This window comes from Agrobacterium sp. DSM 25558 (assembly GCF_900100825.1).
Classification (GTDB): domain Bacteria; phylum Pseudomonadota; class Alphaproteobacteria; order Rhizobiales; family Rhizobiaceae; genus Agrobacterium.
Genome location: NZ_FMUD01000031.1, coordinates 1 through 16,378 on the forward strand (window position 1 = coordinate 1; position 16,378 = coordinate 16,378).

Annotated in this window: 15 protein-coding genes; 5 read left to right on the plus strand and 10 right to left on the minus strand. The window is 57.4% G+C overall.

What is annotated here, in order from left to right:
- The coding region (locus tag DSM25558_RS21355; protein ID WP_143240194.1) for a transposase at window positions 1-272 on the plus strand (272 nt) is incomplete at its 5' end.
- A 146-nt stretch (window positions 273-418) separates the two neighbouring features.
- Here the strand turns inward: DSM25558_RS21355 and purB are convergent.
- The 7 genes from purB to bcp form a co-directional block, all read right to left on the minus strand.
- Window positions 419-1,726 carry an adenylosuccinate lyase gene (gene purB, locus DSM25558_RS21360; protein ID WP_077106701.1) on the minus strand — a complete coding sequence of 436 codons (1,308 nt, stop codon included), beginning with the start codon at window positions 1,724-1,726 and terminating at the stop codon, window positions 419-421.
- Window positions 1,727-1,851: 125 nt separating this feature from the next.
- Window positions 1,852-2,529, minus strand: a complete 678-nt coding sequence (rpe, locus tag DSM25558_RS21365; RefSeq protein ID WP_077106702.1) for a ribulose-phosphate 3-epimerase — start codon at window positions 2,527-2,529, stop codon at window positions 1,852-1,854.
- Window positions 2,530-2,612: 83 nt separating this feature from the next.
- On the minus strand, window positions 2,613-3,686 hold the full coding sequence (locus DSM25558_RS21370) for a branched-chain amino acid ABC transporter substrate-binding protein (RefSeq protein WP_077106703.1): 1,074 nt from the start codon (window positions 3,684-3,686) through the stop codon (window positions 2,613-2,615).
- A gap of 125 nt (window positions 3,687-3,811) precedes the next feature.
- Window positions 3,812-4,228 (minus strand): NUDIX domain-containing protein, encoded by a 417-nt coding sequence (locus DSM25558_RS21375; RefSeq protein ID WP_077106704.1) that lies wholly within the window; start codon window positions 4,226-4,228, stop codon window positions 3,812-3,814.
- 2 nt (window positions 4,229-4,230) lie between these two features.
- Entirely contained in the window at window positions 4,231-5,754 is a 1,524-nt protein-coding gene (locus tag DSM25558_RS21380; RefSeq protein WP_077106705.1) for a DEAD/DEAH box helicase, read from the minus strand.
- A 209-nt stretch (window positions 5,755-5,963) separates the two neighbouring features.
- The gene (locus DSM25558_RS21385; protein ID WP_077106706.1) at window positions 5,964-7,229 is read right to left on the minus strand and encodes a M23 family metallopeptidase; all 1,266 of its coding nucleotides are present in this window, start codon (window positions 7,227-7,229) and stop codon (window positions 5,964-5,966) included.
- An 87-nt stretch (window positions 7,230-7,316) separates the two neighbouring features.
- Complete coding sequence (bcp, locus tag DSM25558_RS21390) at window positions 7,317-7,784, minus strand: thioredoxin-dependent thiol peroxidase (protein ID WP_077106707.1); 468 nt, start codon at window positions 7,782-7,784, stop codon at window positions 7,317-7,319.
- Between the two features lie 181 nt (window positions 7,785-7,965).
- Here bcp and DSM25558_RS21395 point away from each other — a divergent pair, with 181 nt between their 5' ends.
- The 3 genes from DSM25558_RS21395 (at window position 7,966) to DSM25558_RS21410 (ending at window position 13,510) form a co-directional block, all read left to right on the plus strand.
- On the plus strand, window positions 7,966-11,373 hold the full coding sequence (locus tag DSM25558_RS21395; protein ID WP_077106708.1) for a YhdP family protein: 3,408 nt from the start codon (window positions 7,966-7,968) through the stop codon (window positions 11,371-11,373).
- Between the two features lie 127 nt (window positions 11,374-11,500).
- Window positions 11,501-12,472 carry a hypothetical protein gene (locus tag DSM25558_RS29730; protein ID WP_200800785.1) on the plus strand — a complete coding sequence of 324 codons (972 nt, stop codon included), beginning with the start codon at window positions 11,501-11,503 and terminating at the stop codon, window positions 12,470-12,472.
- A 456-nt stretch (window positions 12,473-12,928) separates the two neighbouring features.
- On the plus strand, window positions 12,929-13,510 hold the full coding sequence (locus DSM25558_RS21410) for a transglutaminase-like cysteine peptidase (RefSeq protein ID WP_077106710.1): 582 nt from the start codon (window positions 12,929-12,931) through the stop codon (window positions 13,508-13,510).
- 8 nt (window positions 13,511-13,518) lie between these two features.
- Here the strand turns inward: DSM25558_RS21410 and DSM25558_RS21415 are convergent, their stop codons facing one another.
- The 3 genes from DSM25558_RS21415 to DSM25558_RS21425 are packed head-to-tail and all read right to left on the minus strand — an operon-like array spanning window position 13,519 to window position 15,199.
- Window positions 13,519-14,226, minus strand: coding sequence for a TIGR02281 family clan AA aspartic protease (locus tag DSM25558_RS21415; protein ID WP_077106711.1), 708 nt, complete (start codon window positions 14,224-14,226; stop codon window positions 13,519-13,521).
- Entirely contained in the window at window positions 14,223-14,417 is a 195-nt protein-coding gene (locus tag DSM25558_RS21420) for a DUF1289 domain-containing protein (protein ID WP_077106712.1), read from the minus strand. Before DSM25558_RS21420 ends, DSM25558_RS21415 begins: the two co-directional genes overlap by 4 nt.
- A 17-nt stretch (window positions 14,418-14,434) precedes the next feature.
- Window positions 14,435-15,199: an adenosylcobinamide-GDP ribazoletransferase gene (locus tag DSM25558_RS21425; RefSeq protein ID WP_200800786.1), complete on the minus strand. Its 765-nt coding sequence runs from the start codon at window positions 15,197-15,199 to the stop codon at window positions 14,435-14,437.
- A 154-nt stretch (window positions 15,200-15,353) separates the two neighbouring features.
- On the opposite strand from DSM25558_RS21425, the gene cobT reads away from it, so the two are divergent.
- Window positions 15,354-16,376 carry a nicotinate-nucleotide--dimethylbenzimidazole phosphoribosyltransferase gene (cobT, locus tag DSM25558_RS21430; RefSeq protein ID WP_077106750.1) on the plus strand — a complete coding sequence of 341 codons (1,023 nt, stop codon included), beginning with the start codon at window positions 15,354-15,356 and terminating at the stop codon, window positions 16,374-16,376.
- Window positions 16,377-16,378: the final 2 nt, after the last annotated feature.

Sequence of the window (16,378 nt, forward strand, 5' to 3'; positions counted from 1 at the left end):
CCATTGCAGCCCTTCTGGGCGTTGCTCCCCATGCGCGCCAATCCGGCAGTTCGAACCGCAGAGGCAAATGCTCTGGAGGACGCAAGCATCTGCGCGACATTGCCTACATGGCCGCGCTGAGCGCAATCAAGATCAAGGATCCCATTCTCGGCACTTTCTACCAGCGCCTGCGCAGCAACGGAAAAACCTTTAAGATCGCCATCGTCGCAACAATCCGAAAGCTCATAACCATCCTCAACGCAATCGCAAAAACAGACCCTGCTTTTACTTGATCGTCAACGGTTGCTTGATGCGGGGTCCAGCTACCGCGCGTCTGCGCGGCGTGTAAAGTTCTTTCAGCCCAAGGACTTGGGCTGACTGGATCCCGCATCAGGTGCGGGATGACGGAATGTAGGAAAGGGTCTCGCCCCTCCTGACCTCAGGCGTTGCCGAAAACGCGGGTGAAAATCGTGTCCACATGCTTGGTGTGATAGCCTAGATCGAACTTCTCGCGGATTTTTTCTTCAGGCAGAGCAGCGCGGACTTCTTCATCGGCCAGAAGCTCCTCAAGGAAGTCCTTGCCTTCCTCCCACACACGCATGGCGTTGCGCTGGACGAGACGGTAGGAATCCTCACGCGAGACACCAGCTTGGGTCAGCGCCAGCAGAACGCGCTGCGAGTGGACGAGGCCGCGGAACTTGTTCATGTTCTTGAGCATGTTGTCTGGATAGATCACCAGCTTCTCGACAACGCCGGCCAGACGGTTCAGCGCAAAATCGAGCGTGATCGTTGTGTCAGGGCCGATGGCGCGCTCGACAGAGGAATGGCTGATATCGCGCTCGTGCCAGAGGGCAACGTTTTCCATGGCCGGAACGACCGACATGCGCACCAGACGCGCAAGGCCGGTTAGGTTTTCGGTCAGCACGGGGTTGCGCTTGTGCGGCATGGCCGAGGAACCCTTCTGGCCGGGAGAAAAGAACTCTTCGGCTTCCAGAACTTCGGTGCGCTGCATGTGGCGGATTTCGATGGCGACGTTTTCGATAGAAGACGCGATAACGCCAAGCGTGGCGAAGAACATGGCGTGGCGGTCACGCGGGATGACCTGTGTAGACACAGGCTCCGGCGACAGGCCGAGCGCCTTGCAGACGTGTTCTTCGACAGATGGATCGATATTGGCGAAGGTGCCGACAGCACCGGAAATGGCACCGGTCGCGATTTCGGCGCGGGCATTGACGAGACGCGCGCGGTTGCGGTCCATTTCGGCATAGAAGCGAGCAAAGGTCAGGCCCATCGTCGTCGGCTCGGCATGGATGCCGTGGCTGCGGCCGATGCGGACAGTGTCCTTGTGCTCGAAGGCTCGTGTCTTGAGGGCCGCGAGAACACGGTCCATATCGGCGATCAGGAGATCGGCGGCACGCACGAGCTGGATGTTGAGCGTCGTGTCAAGAACGTCAGACGATGTCATGCCTTGGTGAATGAAGCGGCTATCCGGGCCGACGAATTCCGCCAGATGGGTGAGGAAGGCGATGACGTCATGCTTGGTGACGGCTTCGATCTCATCGATGCGGGCGACGTCAAACTGGGCAGCACCCCCCTTTTCCCAGATGGTCTTGGCGGCTTCCTTGGGAATAACGCCGATCTGTGCCAGCGCGTCGCAGGCATGCGCCTCAATTTCGAACCAGATGCGGAACTTGGTTTCCGGCGACCAGATTGCGACCATTTCCGGTCTGGAATAACGAGGGATCATGGCAATGACTTTCTCTAGGAAGGAATATTTCTGCCCCTTTAGCAAAGTGTTCCGGCAATCTCAACGCATTCGAAGGCCGAGGTAGAAAGTGGCGGAGGGCAGGAGCCGCCACTTGATGACGTGCTTTAGGCACGGCCCTGTTCTGCGGCGGCGCGAACGGCGCTGACCATCGTGCGATAGTCTTCGACACCGTCCCCCTTGAAGATCGCAGAGCCTGCGACCAGCACGTTGGCACCGGCAGCAATCGCGCTTCCCGCTGTCGCTATGGTAATGCCGCCATCGACTTCGAGTTCTATCGGCCTGTCACCGATCAGGGACTTTGCGGCGCGGATTTTGTCGAGCATAGCAGGGATGAATTTCTGGCCACCGAAGCCGGGGTTGACGCTCATGATGAGGATGAGATCGACATCATCGAGCACGTTTTCCAATACCGAAAGCGGTGTGGCCGGATTCAGCGTGACGCCGACCTTCTTGCCCAACGAGCGGATGGTTTGTAGCGAGCGATGCAGGTGCGGTCCCGCTTCGGCGTGAACCGTGATGCCGTCGCATCCAGCCTTGGCAAAGGCTTCGAGATAGGGATCGGCAGGTGCGATCATCAGGTGGCAGTCGAAGAAAGCCTGGCTGTGGGGGCGAAGCGCCTTGATGACATCAGGTCCGAAGGAGATGTTCGGGACAAAATGGCCGTCCATGACATCGAGGTGGATCCAGTCGGCACCGGCGGCCGTGACATCGGCCACTTCCTGTCCGAGTTTTGCAAAATTGGCGGCGAGTATGGATGGGGCGATCCGCACGGGAAGAGACATCTGCAAAAGCTCCTAGAACAAAGGTTTTGCACGCCTTTATCACCGACGCGCAGGATCAACAATCGCCGAGCCTTCTATTGGTCCTAGCGTTCGGCACGGTCCACAGGAACGAAGGTGGTACCATTCCACTGCTGTAGGCGATAGGGATTGGTTTGAAGCTCGTGCCTGTCGTTAAAAGTAATCTGGCCGATGGCGGTTTCGAATGCGGTGCCAACCAGTACGGCTGGCGCTGGCTTGCCCTCTGATTGGCTCAGTTCGACAAGCTTCGCCGCAATCTGCGTTACGGCATAGGCGGGCAGGGCATAGCCTTCCGGCTCGATCTTGGCAGCGCGCAGGTCTTTGACCGCATCTGCTGCAGAAGGAAGGGTGGCATAATCAGGGGTGGTAATGGCGAGTACGCCTGGCTGCAAGGCAACGGGCGTGTTGGCCGCTCTCATCGTGTCACCCGACAAAATGGTCAGAGGCGTTTTTTCGGCCGCCGCATCCCGGGCGATGATGGCGACATCATTGCGTTCCGCACCAATGAAGACGTGGGTGACGCCGGTGCGGCTCAATCGCCTCACCAGCGCAACCTGTTGCTCCTGCGACGGGCGCAACGTGTCTGTAAATGTTGGCTTGAGGCCGGATTCTTCCAACTTGGCGCGAATGCGATCCACCAGTTCGCGGCTGTAGATCGTGCCGTCATCGATGAGGCCGAAGGAATGGCCCTTCCAATCTCTCAGCATTGTCTCAATCGCTGCATCCGACTCGCCCGTATCGGATGGTGCAAGCCGGAAAAGCGGCCAGCCGCGTTTCAGAGCATCCTCCATGAGGCCTGAGGCACGGCTCGAAAGCGTTATCGTCGGAATAGCCGCGTCTTTCAGTGTCGGTAGCGCGTCGCTCAGTGTTTCAGTGCACAGAAAGCCGACCACGATGCTGACCTTGGCCGCAATCAGCCCATCGGCAATCGCCCCGCCGCTTCCTTCTTCACAGCTCTCGTGAATTTCCATCACGTCGAGGCCCGCTTTCGCCGCTGCAATCTTGACGCCCTGGCGAACCTGAGAGCCCAGCATCTCATAGGCACCGCTTTGCGGCGCGACAACGCCGATTGTCGCAGCACTTGCGGTGCCGGCTAAGGCCAGGCTGGCGGCAATGGTGAGCAGGCGAAATAAATGCATCGTGCGGCGGGTTTCCTCTTCCTATGCTGCGATGTGTATCGACACCAGACGGTTTGCAAAAGAGGAAATGGCCTTGAAAACGCGCATCACGATAATTTTTCGCGTATTTTCAGCGATATAGGCCGTCACGAGCGATGTTGGCGCAAGTGCCGAAAAGCATCTTGGGCAAAAAGCGATAGGGGATGAGGAGGAGCTTCGAGGTCGAACCAGCCCATATCCGACAATTTGTCGGGTTCGGTCAGGCTTGGTTCGCCTTTGATATCATCAGCCACGTAAATGAGCGACAACCAGTGCTGCCCATCCGCGGGGATGATCTGTTCGCTAATGCAAAGAAAACGGACGTCGCCGATGGTAAGACCGGTTTCTTCCTCGGCCTCACGTTTGGCAGCGGCAGCGGCGGGTTCCATATGGTCCACCTTGCCGCCGACGATGCTCCAATGTCCTGCTTCCGGCGGCTTGACCCGCTTGTAGAGTAGCACCTTGCCATCGCGCTCGATGACAAGGCCGGAGCCTACGCCTGGAGTATCAATACCAGGCTTCATCGTCAGGCTTTAGCGCTTGCCACGATCAACATGAACGCGGGAATGTCATCACCGAAACCAACTGGCGTCGGACCATCATCATAGTCGCGGTAGTGGCGGCGACGATTATCGTCGTTCGCAGGCGGTGTCGCGTTGTGGTTCCGCTCGAAATTGCGAGGTGCTCTTTCTTGCTTGCGTTCTGCCTTCAACTTGTCGCCTCCATTGGCCGCGATTTCTACAATGGCGGCTGGCTGAATGATTTTTTCTTCGATGACAGGCTGCGGAGCTGCGGCCTGAACATCTACCTGCGGAGCAGCATCGCGACGGTTTCTGTCACGACCGCGACCGCGTTGCTCTTTTTCCTTGCCACGGCGTGGACGCTCGCTGGCAAAGCTTTCCATCGGCGCTGGTAGTGCAGTCAGATCACCGCTCAACCATTCGATCTTTTCGTTGATCAGCTTTTCGATGGCGTCGAGATACTTCGTGTCGCGGCGGTTGACGAGCGTGAACGCAGCGCCGGAACGACCCGCACGACCTGTACGACCGATACGGTGAACATAGTCCTCCGCATGGATCGGAACGTCGAAGTTGAAGACGTGGCTGACATCGGGAATGTCGAGACCGCGCGCAGCAACGTCGGACGCGACGAGCAAGGTAATCTGGTTATCCTTGAAACCCGCCAGCATCTTTGTGCGCGAGTTCTGGTCCATGTCACCGTGCAGAGCGCCAACCGAGAAACCATGACGCTCAAGCGAGCGGAACAGGTCAGCGACATCCTTCTTTCGATTGCAGAAGATGATCGCATTTTTGAGGTCGGTCTGTGCATTGATGAGATCGCGAAGAATGGCGCGCTTCTCATAATCCTTGTCATGCGTAGCGACGATACGCTGCGTGACGGTCTTGGCCGTGGACGATGGCTTAGCGACTTCGATGCGAACCGGGTTCTGCAGGAAGCGATCGGCCAGCTTCTGAATTTCGGTCGGCATGGTGGCCGAGAAGAACAGCGTCTGACGGGTGAAGGGAATCATCTTCGCGATGCGTTCGATATCGGGGATGAAACCCATGTCGAGCATGCGGTCGGCTTCGTCGATCACGAGGATTTCGACGCCGGTCATCAAAAGCTTGCCGCGTTCGCAATGGTCCAGCAGGCGGCCGGGGGTGCAGATCAAAACATCTGCGCCGCGCTCCAGCTTGCGGTCCTGTTCATCGAAGGACACGCCACCGATGAGAAGCGCAACGTTGAGCTTGTGGTTCTTGCCGTATTTCTCGAAATTCTCGGCAACCTGTGCTGCGAGTTCGCGCGTTGGCTCGAGAATAAGGGTTCGCGGCATTCTTGCGCGCGCACGGCCTTTTTCGAGAAGAGTCAGCATCGGCAGCACGAAGGATGCCGTTTTGCCGGTACCCGTCTGCGCGATGCCGCAGATATCGCGTCGTTCCAGCGCTGGCGGAATCGCACCTTCTTGAATAGGTGTCGGTGTCGTGTAGCCGGCACTTTCGATAGCAGAAAGAACTTTTTGGCTCAGGCCAAGATCAGAGAATGTTGTCAAAGGAAAAACTGTTTCCGTGTTGGTTCGAAAAGAACACTTAGCTGTCATAACGGCGACGCCGCAGACTGTAGCGGCGAAATAGGCCGAATTAGCCAGAAAGTCAAGGAAACAGGGATTTATCCCAAAATAATACAGGTTGCCGCACTGATAATGGTGAGGCTGGCAATTGTATTGGTCATAATAGCCACGTTGGCGTCACACCGGCTGTTCTATTGAAGATAGGTTTTCAGCTCGGTTCCGGCAACAAGAAAACGAGTCGGGTCGACCGGGTTGTCGTTCAAGCGCACTTCATAGTGCACGTGTGGACCGGTTGAGCGGCCTGTGCTGCCAGCCTTGCCGATGACCTCACCCAGCGCGACCTTGTCGCCTTCCTTGACGAGAATTTGCGACAGATGACCGTAACGGGTGGTGATGCCTTTGCCATGATCGACCTCGACCATGTTGCCGTAACCGCCTGAAAAACCAGCGTTGGTCACGGTTCCAGCGCCTGTGGTGTGCACCTCTGCGCCGGTTTGGGCGACGAAATCTATGCCGGCATGCAACGCAAGACGACCGAGGAACGGGTCGATGCGGTTTCCGAATCGGCTGGACACGTCGCTACCGGGGGCAGGATTGCCAAATGGAAGCGAAACAGCGGCTCCGCGCACGGTTTCAAGCCGGCTAAGTGCCGTGTCGAGGTTGCTGAGCTGCTCTTCGAAGGTCGCAGCGCTCGCCTTCATCGGTTCCACGAAAGGGCCCCCAACGTTTTGGGAGGCTGAGTCGTCAATCTTGATGCCGGTCCTGCGGATGATGTCGGCCATAGCGTCGGCTTTTGTTTCAGCGCCTGATGTGAGCGAAGCGATTCGGATCAACTGCTCGTTTTCGACTTTGCTGAGGGAGGCCACCATCCTCGACAGGCTGCGCTCCGACAGTTTTTCGCTCTTGGAGGTGTAGCCGATGCTACCTTTAAGTCCAGTGGAGGGCGATGCCAGGACGCTGTCGATTGCTTTCGATGCGCCAGAGAGGCTGGCTCTTTTGTCCGGTGAATATGCGTTGACCGGGCGGGGCTCTTCGACCGTGCCCGACACGCCTGATTTTTCGGCGCGTTCCAGAAGGTCGCTCATGCGGCCATGACGGGAGGTGAGGTCTTTTTGTTGCGCCAGCAGCTTCTCGACCTTGCGCTCCACCGCCTGCTGATCCAGCAGTTGCTTGGAGGTAACGCGGTCCACCTGCGCGCGAAGGGCGGCGATGCGGTCTTCATATTCGCGTTGAATACGAGACTGGCGGGCAATGGTCGCGCCAACCAGATCGTCGCGAAGAATAAGGTAGGCCGTGGAGCCGATATAGCCGACGCTGAGCAATCCGGCCATGCAGAAGGCAGTCACCGCAAGCCATGGGCGAATTGTGATGTGGCGAACCTTTTCGCCACTCGCCAGAATCAGGACGTGCTGCTGGCGTTTTTTGCCAAATGCCAGGCTTTTACCCGCTTCCGTCAAAATCCATCCTCCAGCCGACATCTCGTTCGGCTGGATAGTAATTTGTTAAGGTTAACGAAGTTTTGACTTTGTCGGACTGGATGCGTCTTAGAGAGCTTTGATCGCGTCGAGAACGAGCTGTGCGTGGCCGGGAACTTTAACCTTGTTCCAGATTTGCGCAATTTTGCCATCCGGTGAAACGAGATAGGTCGTGCGCTCTACGCCCATGTATTTTTTACCATACATGCTTTTTTCTTTCCAGACGCCGTAGGCCTCCAGAACCTGCCGTTCCTCGTCTGATGCCAGCATGACGGTGAGAGCGTGTTTGGCGGCGAACTTGTCATGGCTTTTGACCGAATCGGGCGAGATGCCAATCACCACGGCATTGGCTGCCTCGAACTCCGCGCCCATCGCGCTGAAATCAATGGCTTGCGCAGTGCAGCCGGATGTGTCGTCCTTCGGGTAGAAGTAAAGGACCACGGCCTTGCCATTCAGGCCCGACAGGGTGACATCGCCGTCGCCGTTTCGGGGCAGGGTGAAATCCGGAGCCTTATCGCCAACATTCAAATCTGTCATGGGGTGACCTTTCTTTCGCCGAATTGTTGAGTAAATGGGCCAGTATTCGATATATACCGAATAAGAGCTTCGTCCAGTCTTGTGGCGAGTCAGACGGTGTGATTGGTTGAGACCGTCACTCCGAATAGGCACTGATGGTGGTTTTCAGGGCCGTGGCAATTCCGGGAGGAAGCACAGGCGGATGGCGGAAATTCGTGGCGAAAAGGTAAGCTTCAGCAAGCGCGATATTACGCCGCTGCATGCGATGCCCTCTGCCCAGGCGGAAGACCCCATCATCGTACATTGCCCGCGGCCCCGTTCCATGATGCGTTCGCTTTTGAAAGTGTTCGTGGCCTTGGTGGTTCTGGCCTTTATTTCCATCGGCGGCATCATTCTTTCCATCGAGACGGGCTCCATCGACGGTGCGCTTTCCGGCCAGGCCAGACAGGCGCTCGAAAAAGCACTTGGTCCGCGCTACGAGGCCCGGATCGGTTCGACCTCCGTGCGGTTTGCGTCCGGTTTTCAGTTGGCACTGGTGGCTCAGAATGTCGACATCATCGAGCAGGATACCGGCCAGCATCTCAGCCGCGCTCGCGCCATCGGTATGGCGCTCGACCCGCTGGCACTGTTAACGGGCCGCGTCTCGGTTCGAAGCCTGGAAGCCAGCGGTATGGAGCTGGATACGGCGCTTCTGCCTAAGGGGCAGGGGTTTAATCTGGCAAAAGTCCGCGTCGATGACATTCCCGCATATTTGAATGTTGCCTTTACGCAGTTGGACGGCTTTGCCCAGGCGTTCGTACGCAGCGGAACGCAGGAAATCGATCTGTCCGATATCGCCATTCGTCTGCCGCCAAGAGAAGATGGCCGGTTGCGGACGATTTCGCTTCGTGAGCTTTCTCTGGTGCCGGATGACGCAGGCGGCTACACGCTGGATGGCAATGTCGCCTTCAACGGAGAGGTGGCGACCCTTTCGCTTGCCGCGGAGGGTGCCGATGGCAGTATCGATCGTTTCAATGGAAGGCTCGATGGGTTCGATATCGGACCACTTGTAGAACAGCACGATCCTGAAGGCCTCATGCATCAGGGCCTCAACGTCAAAGCCGGCATCAACATCATCGGGAGCAGGGGGGGGGGCGACGCAAAGCCTGCGCTTTCGGTGTCGCTCGGCATCGGCGATGGCAAACTCTATATCGGTGGCGATGCGCAACCCGTTTCCAACGGGCAGATCAATGCGCGGTACGACTTCGATAACAGCGTTATTGCCATCGACAATTCCCGGCTGACGCTGGGGCAAACCATCTTGCCCCTTCGCGGACAGATCAAAGATAACGCAGCCGGCTTCGATCTCGGTATTCGCATGGAGCAGGCAACGGCAGTCGCCGAAGGAGGGGGGGAGCCGCCGGTCACCTTCAATCTCCAAGCTGACGGATCGTTCGACAAGACCACACACCAGCTCGATGTTCCCGGACTCTATGTGAAAAGTGACCTCGGCGACATGGCCGGTTCACTCAAGGTGCATTTCTTCGGGCAGGGCTCTCCGGAAATCAGTTTCGGCGGGCAGATCGCCAAGATGGAAGCTGCGGCGGTCAAGCAATTGTGGCCGTTCTGGATGGCGCGCAAGGCACGTCCCTGGGTCGTCGCCAATCTGTTCGGCGGCACGGTCAGAAACGGCTCCATTGCTGTTTTCATTCCACAGGGACGGATGTGCGGTCCCGGCTGCCCGCTCGAGCTTTCCGCTGGCGAATTGCAGATCAAGTTCGATGTGGACAATACGCGCCTGAACGTCGCTGGCGACATACCGCCGCTGCGGGATGCTTCCGCGCATTTTGAGCTGGTCGGTGAAAAAATTGACGTCAATATCGTCAAGGCGACGTCGTTCTTCCCATCGGGCCGCACACTTGCATTGGATAACAGCAAATTCTCGATCAAGTCGGTCTACCAAAAGCCGTTGGTGGCGAATCTCGATCTCAACGTTGCAGGGGCAGCGGATGCGGTGGCGGAATTGGCGACGTTCCAGCCCATCAACGCGCTGAAAGATACGGAATTCAAACCGGGCGATTTCACCGGGCAGGTCAAAGCAAATACCAAACTGACAATCGGCCTGCTCGCCAGCCAGCAGCCACCGCCACCGGTCTGGACGGCGCGGCTGGACCTCGCTGATGTCTCCTTGACGCGCCCCTTTGCCGGTCGTGAGATCACATCGATCAACGGCCCGCTTTCCATCGATAACGATGCGCTTCGCCTGAAAGGCAAGGCGCGTGTCGACGGTGTTACAATGGACCTCGACCTTGTGCAGCCGACCCGTAAGGCCAGCACGGTAGCCCGGCAGCTAGCGCTCAAGGCAACGCTGGAGCCCGGCCAGATCGCAAAGCTGGCCCCTGAGTTGACCAAGCTTTTGGGTGGCACGACCCTGCTCGAAATCAACAGCAGCGATATGCGCCGTCAGACCGTCAAGCTGGATTTATCCGATGCGTCCATAGTGTTACCAGGTATTGGTTGGACCAAGGGCGCGGGCATTCCTGCCAACGCCTCTTTCGTGATGGAGACAGTGGATGGACGCACTACGGTCAGCAACTTCTCCCTGAAAGGTGATGGTTTTGGTGCAGCCGGTGATCTGGCGTTCGATAAGTCTGGCCTGACATCGGCAAATTTCACGCGCTTCCAGCTATCACCGCAGGATGATTTTGCCGTCGCCATCTCGTCATCGCGAAAGAACTATTCGGTCACGGCAAGCGGCAAGTCCGCCGACTTGAGGCCACTTATTGCAAGGCTGCGCAGTTCTTCGGCGAAGAACGGAGGAGCGTCGTCACCATCACCATCCGGCAGCAGCGATTTTGGCTCGTTCTCCATCAAGACGCAGCTCGACAAAATTTACGGCTTCAACGACGAGGTGATGAGCAACGTCAATGCGGACATCAATCTTCGCGATGGCAAGCTGCGCACGATCGATCTGAAAGCCGTCACCAGTCGGGGACAGGCTCTGGTGGCGCAAACCATCAATCGCGGCGATGGCGGTACCATCAATCTCACCAGCAGCGACGCAGGCTCATTCGCCCGCTTTACCAATCTGTACTCGCGCGTTCGTGGCGGCCTGATGAATTTGGCGCTGACGACTGCCAATGGCAACGATTGGAGCGGTTCTCTCGATTTGCGCAATTTCGCCGTACTCAATGAAGCCAAGCTTCAGGATATCGTTGCCACACCGACGGGGCAGGACGGACGAAGCCTCAATACTGCCGTCCGCAGAAATATCGATGTCAGCTCTGAAAAGTTCCAGCGTGGTTTTGCGCGCGTGGTCTATGTCAACGGCACGTTGGCGTTGGAAAACGGTGTCATCAGAGGCGAGCAGATCGGTGCAACATTCCAGGGTATTGTAAAGGACCAGAACGGCAATATGGACATGACGGGGACGTTCATGCCGGCCTATGGTTTGAACCGCCTTTTCGGTGAGCTGCCGTTTATCGGCATCTTCCTTGGTAATGGCCGCGATCGCGGCTTGCTGGGCATAACGTTCAAGCTTACGGGCCAGACCGATGCGCCGCGTCTGGCAATCAACCCATTGTCACTGATCGCTCCGGGCGTGTTCCGCCAGATATTCGAGTTTCAATAAAATGGGCCGCTCAAGGCGGCCCAAATCCGGATAGTCAAATCATCCAGTCTTTTTGATCTTTTGGAAAACTGGCAGCATAAGCTGCCAGTTTTCGTTTTTGAGGCATTCAGGCTGGATTGACGTCGCCGTGGCCACCATGACCACCGCCGTTGCCATGGCCGCCACCGCCCCAGCCGGCGTGGTCGCCACCATTCCCATTCCCATTGCCACCACCGTTGCCGTTGCCGCTACCATTGCCGTTTCCATTGTCATGGCCTTGGCCTTGGTTGCCGCCATGTTCGCCACCGCCATGGCTTCCGCTATTGCCATTGCCGTTGCCTCCACCGTTACCATTACCATTACCGCTGCCGCCATCATGACCACCGCCACCTTGGCCGCCGCCGCTATGGCTTCCGCCATTACCATTGCCACCGCCGTTGCCATTTCCGCTGCCGTTACCATTGCCGCCATCATGGCCACCGCCACCCCAGCCGCCTTGGCCGCCACCATTATGACCGCCGCCATGGTTTCCACCATTGCCGTTACCACCGCCGTTACCGTTGCCACCGCCGTGACCGCCGTGGCTTCCACCATTGCCATTTCCACCGCCGTTGCCATTACCCCCGCCGCCCCAGCCGCCGTGGTCTCCGCCACCACCGTGATTACCGCCGCCGCCGTGATTACCACCACCACCGTGATTGCCGCCACCGCCGTGGTTGCCACCACCGCCGTGATTGCCACCACCGCCGTGGTTACCGCCACCTCCGTGGTTGCCGCCACCGCCGTGGTTGCCGCCACCGCCGTGGTTACCACCACCTCCAGGGTTACCGCCACCTCCAGGGTTACCGCCACCTCCAGGGTTGCTGCCGCCACCAGGATTACCGCTTACAGGGCTTCCGTTGTTTCTGTCGTTGTCGCCCTGATTGTCAGCGATTGTGGGGATGGTTGCCGTTGGCCTGCAAAGGGCTGCTTCCAGAGTTCCGGGCCTAACCCGGTCGCATCTTTGTGGACGCGTTTGTGCCGTTACCAGTGTGGTGCTGGACAGCAAGATTGCAATACACGAGAACACAGTTGTTATCTTACTGCTCATGGGATTCCTCCATTGATTGGCAGTGTATGACCGCATTCTGGAGGCTATATTAAGGAAATATTATCCACAACCTGATGATATACTGTGATTATTTCGTACTAATACCTTGACTTTAGCTATAATGAGCTAGGTTTACGGCGGTATTTATCAAAAGTATTACCTCTGTGTGAGGATTTTTTTCTAATTTTAGATCGTTTTGTAGTTTGGCTTGAGCTCCGTAATTTGGTTTGGAATGTTTATTGCGTTCCGGATTTTTCCCGATTTGGCACGCACCACAACGGGGTACGTTAATTTTTTTTTGATATTTTAGGCTAATCATGCAAAGAGGTGAGCTTAGGCGTGTTTTTAAGGTGCTTTTAGTTAGAGTACGGCGTGACGTCGGGTCACCTTCAGTGTGAATGCCTACTTGTTATTGCGTGAATCGGGCGGCCGACAGAGAGCCGTACCCTTGGATCACCAGGCTACCTTGAAGGAACTGGCATTATCATGAAGATTTCTGTTTTAGCTTTCGCTCTTCTGGGCGCGGCAACGCTTTGCTCTAATGTTTCCGCAGGGCAGCTTCAGGCGACCCGCTCCATCGCGGCACCAGAAGGCTTTTCCTCCGCCTGTCAACGCTACGGCTGGTTATGCAGCGCCAAAGCCGGTGTTAAGATAAGCGACAGCGATGCGCTTGCTCTCGTGACCAAGGTCAATCGTCAGGTCAACGCTGCAATCCGTCCAGCGGAAGACAGCGTCGTCTATGGGCGCAGCAATTACTGGACCCTGCCAAAGGATGGGCGCGGTGACTGCGAAGACTACGCCATGGCCAAGACCAAGGCGTTGCTGGATGCAGGTTTCCCCGCCAGCAAAATGGCCATGTCCGTCGTGCTCGATCGTGGCGGCAACAACCATGCGGTCTTGATGGTGCGGCTTTCAGATGGCGATTACATTCTCGACAATATGACCAGTTCGATCAAATCGTGGGATCGCACCGGCTACACCTTCCTGGCGCGTCAGAATTTTAGCAACAAGGCCGCCTGGGAAGTCATTCTCTCGGGTCCGCGCGCCAAACAGTTCAGCGAAATCTGATCGGGGTTTTATTGGTCGCGTAGTCTCAGCTCATCGGTCTGCATTTGGAGCGAGCCGAGGGTGGAGAGGAACGTCATGCCCAGCAGGCTCTGGTCCAGTTGACCATCCTGCGCGACCAGTGCCTGCACATTGCGCCGAACGATCGGGCCGATGGCAATCTCTGACAGACGGACAGGTGCAGCCGACGTGCGGCCATTGGCGGTCATAACCGTGACCGTATAGGACAGATTGTCCACGTTGACGCCGACGGCTTCGGCATCCGCTCTTGCCAACACGACCGAGCTTGCGCCGGTATCGACCAGCATGTGCACGGTACCGCCATTGACCTGCGCATTTGTCTCGAAATGGCCGCTTATGGATTTGTTGAGAATGACTTCCTGTTCGCCGCTGCGGGTCGTCACGACGACGGCGCGCCCGGGGATCAATCCCGCCAAAACCCTTTCACCAACGCGCTGGAAATCATAACGATAAAGATAGATGGCGACGAGGCTGAGAATGATGACGAGCCAGATGGCGAGTTGGCGCAAAGCCGTTCCCAGGCCACCCCGATTTCCGGCCAATATGCCGACCGATAAAAGTGCTGCGATCGGTACGAGATAAACCATTCGTCCGAATTGCTCGTTGCTGATGCCGAATGTCTGGCCGCTGTCGTTATTGATGATCAGCAGCACAAGGCCAATGCCCAGCACGAGAAAAACGAAAATCAGTCGGTTCATGCGTTCGCCGTCTCCTGAGGGGTTCCCAAATGCTGCCGGTCCGACCGGCTCGCAAGTTCGCCCATGATTTTGTGACGCTCCGCATCCGTATAGCGTGACCATGCCATGATCTCGTCTATGGTCCGATAGCAGCCGATACACAGGTCGTTTTGAGGGTCGAGCGAGCACACGTCGATACAGGGTGTTTCCATGACTTTATATCGACATTTCACGCAATGAGAGCAAGTCCTACCAGCATCACGATCTCTGTGATCTGCTGGGTCGCGCCGATGGTGTCGCCGGTGTGTCCATCAATCTTGCGGGAGCAGAGGCGGTTGAACAGATAGGTCGCTGCGAATGCCGCTGCGGTCACCACCACGAGGAGATATGGTGAAAAGAACGGCAGGCTGAGAAAAACTGCGATGGTTAAGCCGTATGTCAATGCGCCCTTGCGTTCGCGTTCACCCGGCTGTCCCGCAGAGGCCGCTATGCCGCCTTCTCTTGCCGGTGGCAGCGCCTGCCAGTGCCAGACCATCAGCCCGCGGCTAAAACACGCCGTGGCAATCAGGGCAGTGGCTATGCCGGATGGCGATATCTCACGAAACAGGACGGCAATGGCTGTTGCCCTGATGAGGAAAGACAAGACGAGCGCAATGGCACCATAGGTGCCGATGCGGCTGTCCTTCATGATATCGAGCGCATGTTCCTTGGTTCTTCCCCCACCAAAGCCGTCTGCCGTGTCGGCGAGGCCGTCTTCATGCAGCGCGCCGGTTATCAGGGTCGCAACGCCCAGCACGATAGCAGCCGACATCAGCGGGTCTGCATGCATGTTGGCAAACAGGGCTGCGAGACATGCCGAGGGAAGAGCGATCAGCAGGCCTGCGACGGGAAAGGCGCGCACCATCTGGCCCAAGGGGCGCTGGTCGTCTTCGAAGAAGATGTCGTTTACGGGGATGCGGCTGAGAAAGCTCAGCGAGCGCATCATATCCGTCATAAAATCCCCAACCCGCAATCGTCTCTCCTTTAGTTGAGAAGGCGCTTATTGCATTTGAGGTTGTTCCTCTGCGCATCCCCTATTATGAGAAGCGCAACAAAGACCGATTTGCCGGAAAACACAAGCGTCCGGCGTGATGAGAAAGACCGATATCATGAGCATGAGCGGATTGCCTTTTGATGATTTTCGCACGCTGTTGCGTGACCTTCCAGGCCCGGATACCTTTGCGCTTGTTGCTGCCAAAGAGCGTAACGCGCAATTGACCAAGCCCGCCGGTTCGCTGGGTCGTCTGGAAGAGATCGCCATGTGGCTTGCGGCATGGTCTGGTCGCGCACCTGCGGTCAATCGTCCTTTGGTGGCGATTTTTGCGGGGAACCACGGCGTCACACGCCATGGCGTTACGCCTTATCCCTCGTCAGTCACTCAGCAGATGGTGGAAACCTTCGCTGCTGGTGGTGCCGCCATCAACCAGATTTGCGTCACGCATGATCTGGGCCTGAAGATTTTCGATCTGGCGCTGGACTACCCCACCGGCGACATCACCACGGAGCCGGCGCTGTCAGAGCGCGATTGCGCCGCCACCATGGCATTTGGCATGGAAGCGATTGCCGGTGGCACCGATCTTCTCTGCATCGGTGAAATGGGTATCGGCAACACCACGATTGCCGCGGCAATCAACCTGGCACTGTATGGCGGCACGGCGGAAGAGTGGACGGGGCCCGGCACGGGTTCTGAAGGGGATGTCATGGCCCGCAAGATTGCTGCCGTGAAGGCTGCCGTGGCGTTCCACAAGGACCATCTGTCCGATCCGCTGGAAATCATGCGCCGTCTCGGTGGTCGCGAAATCGCGGCCATGGCGGGTGCCATTCTTGCCGCGCGCATTGAGAAAATTCCAGTGTTGATCGACGGCTACGTGGCAACGGCTGCTGCTGCGCTTTTGAAGGCTGCCAATCCTGCTGCGCTCGACCATTGCCTCATCGGACACGTATCCGGCGAACCGGGACATCTGGCCGCGGTTGAGAAGCTTGGCAAGACGCCGCTTCTGGCACTCGGTATGCGGCTGGGTGAGGGAACTGGTGCGGCACTTGCAGCCGGTATCGTTAAGTCCGCAGCTGCCTGCCATTCCGGTATGGCGACCTTTGCAGCAGCGGGTGTCGATACCCGCAAAGACCACTGAGA

What these genes read in the sequence shown, in the direction of transcription:
- purB (WP_077106701.1), bottom strand. Translation starts at nt 1,726, where the DNA reads ATGATCCCTCGTTATTCCAGACCGGAAATGGTCGCAATCTGGTCGCCG.
- bcp (WP_077106707.1), bottom strand. Translation starts at nt 7,784, where the DNA reads ATGACAGATTTGAATGTTGGCGATAAGGCTCCGGATTTCACCCTGCCC.
- rpe (WP_077106702.1), bottom strand. Translation starts at nt 2,529, where the DNA reads ATGTCTCTTCCCGTGCGGATCGCCCCATCCATACTCGCCGCCAATTTT.
- DSM25558_RS21425 (WP_200800786.1), bottom strand. Translation starts at nt 15,199, where the DNA reads ATGACGGATATGATGCGCTCGCTGAGCTTTCTCAGCCGCATCCCCGTA.
- DSM25558_RS21420 (WP_077106712.1), bottom strand. Translation starts at nt 14,417, where the DNA reads ATGGAAACACCCTGTATCGACGTGTGCTCGCTCGACCCTCAAAACGAC.
- cobT (WP_077106750.1), top strand. Translation starts at nt 15,354, where the DNA reads ATGAGCATGAGCGGATTGCCTTTTGATGATTTTCGCACGCTGTTGCGT.
- DSM25558_RS21375 (WP_077106704.1), bottom strand. Translation starts at nt 4,228, where the DNA reads ATGAAGCCTGGTATTGATACTCCAGGCGTAGGCTCCGGCCTTGTCATC.
- DSM25558_RS21395 (WP_077106708.1), top strand. Translation starts at nt 7,966, where the DNA reads ATGGCGGAAATTCGTGGCGAAAAGGTAAGCTTCAGCAAGCGCGATATT.
- DSM25558_RS21415 (WP_077106711.1), bottom strand. Translation starts at nt 14,226, where the DNA reads ATGAACCGACTGATTTTCGTTTTTCTCGTGCTGGGCATTGGCCTTGTG.
- DSM25558_RS21410 (WP_077106710.1), top strand. Translation starts at nt 12,929, where the DNA reads ATGAAGATTTCTGTTTTAGCTTTCGCTCTTCTGGGCGCGGCAACGCTT.
- DSM25558_RS21370 (WP_077106703.1), bottom strand. Translation starts at nt 3,686, where the DNA reads ATGCATTTATTTCGCCTGCTCACCATTGCCGCCAGCCTGGCCTTAGCC.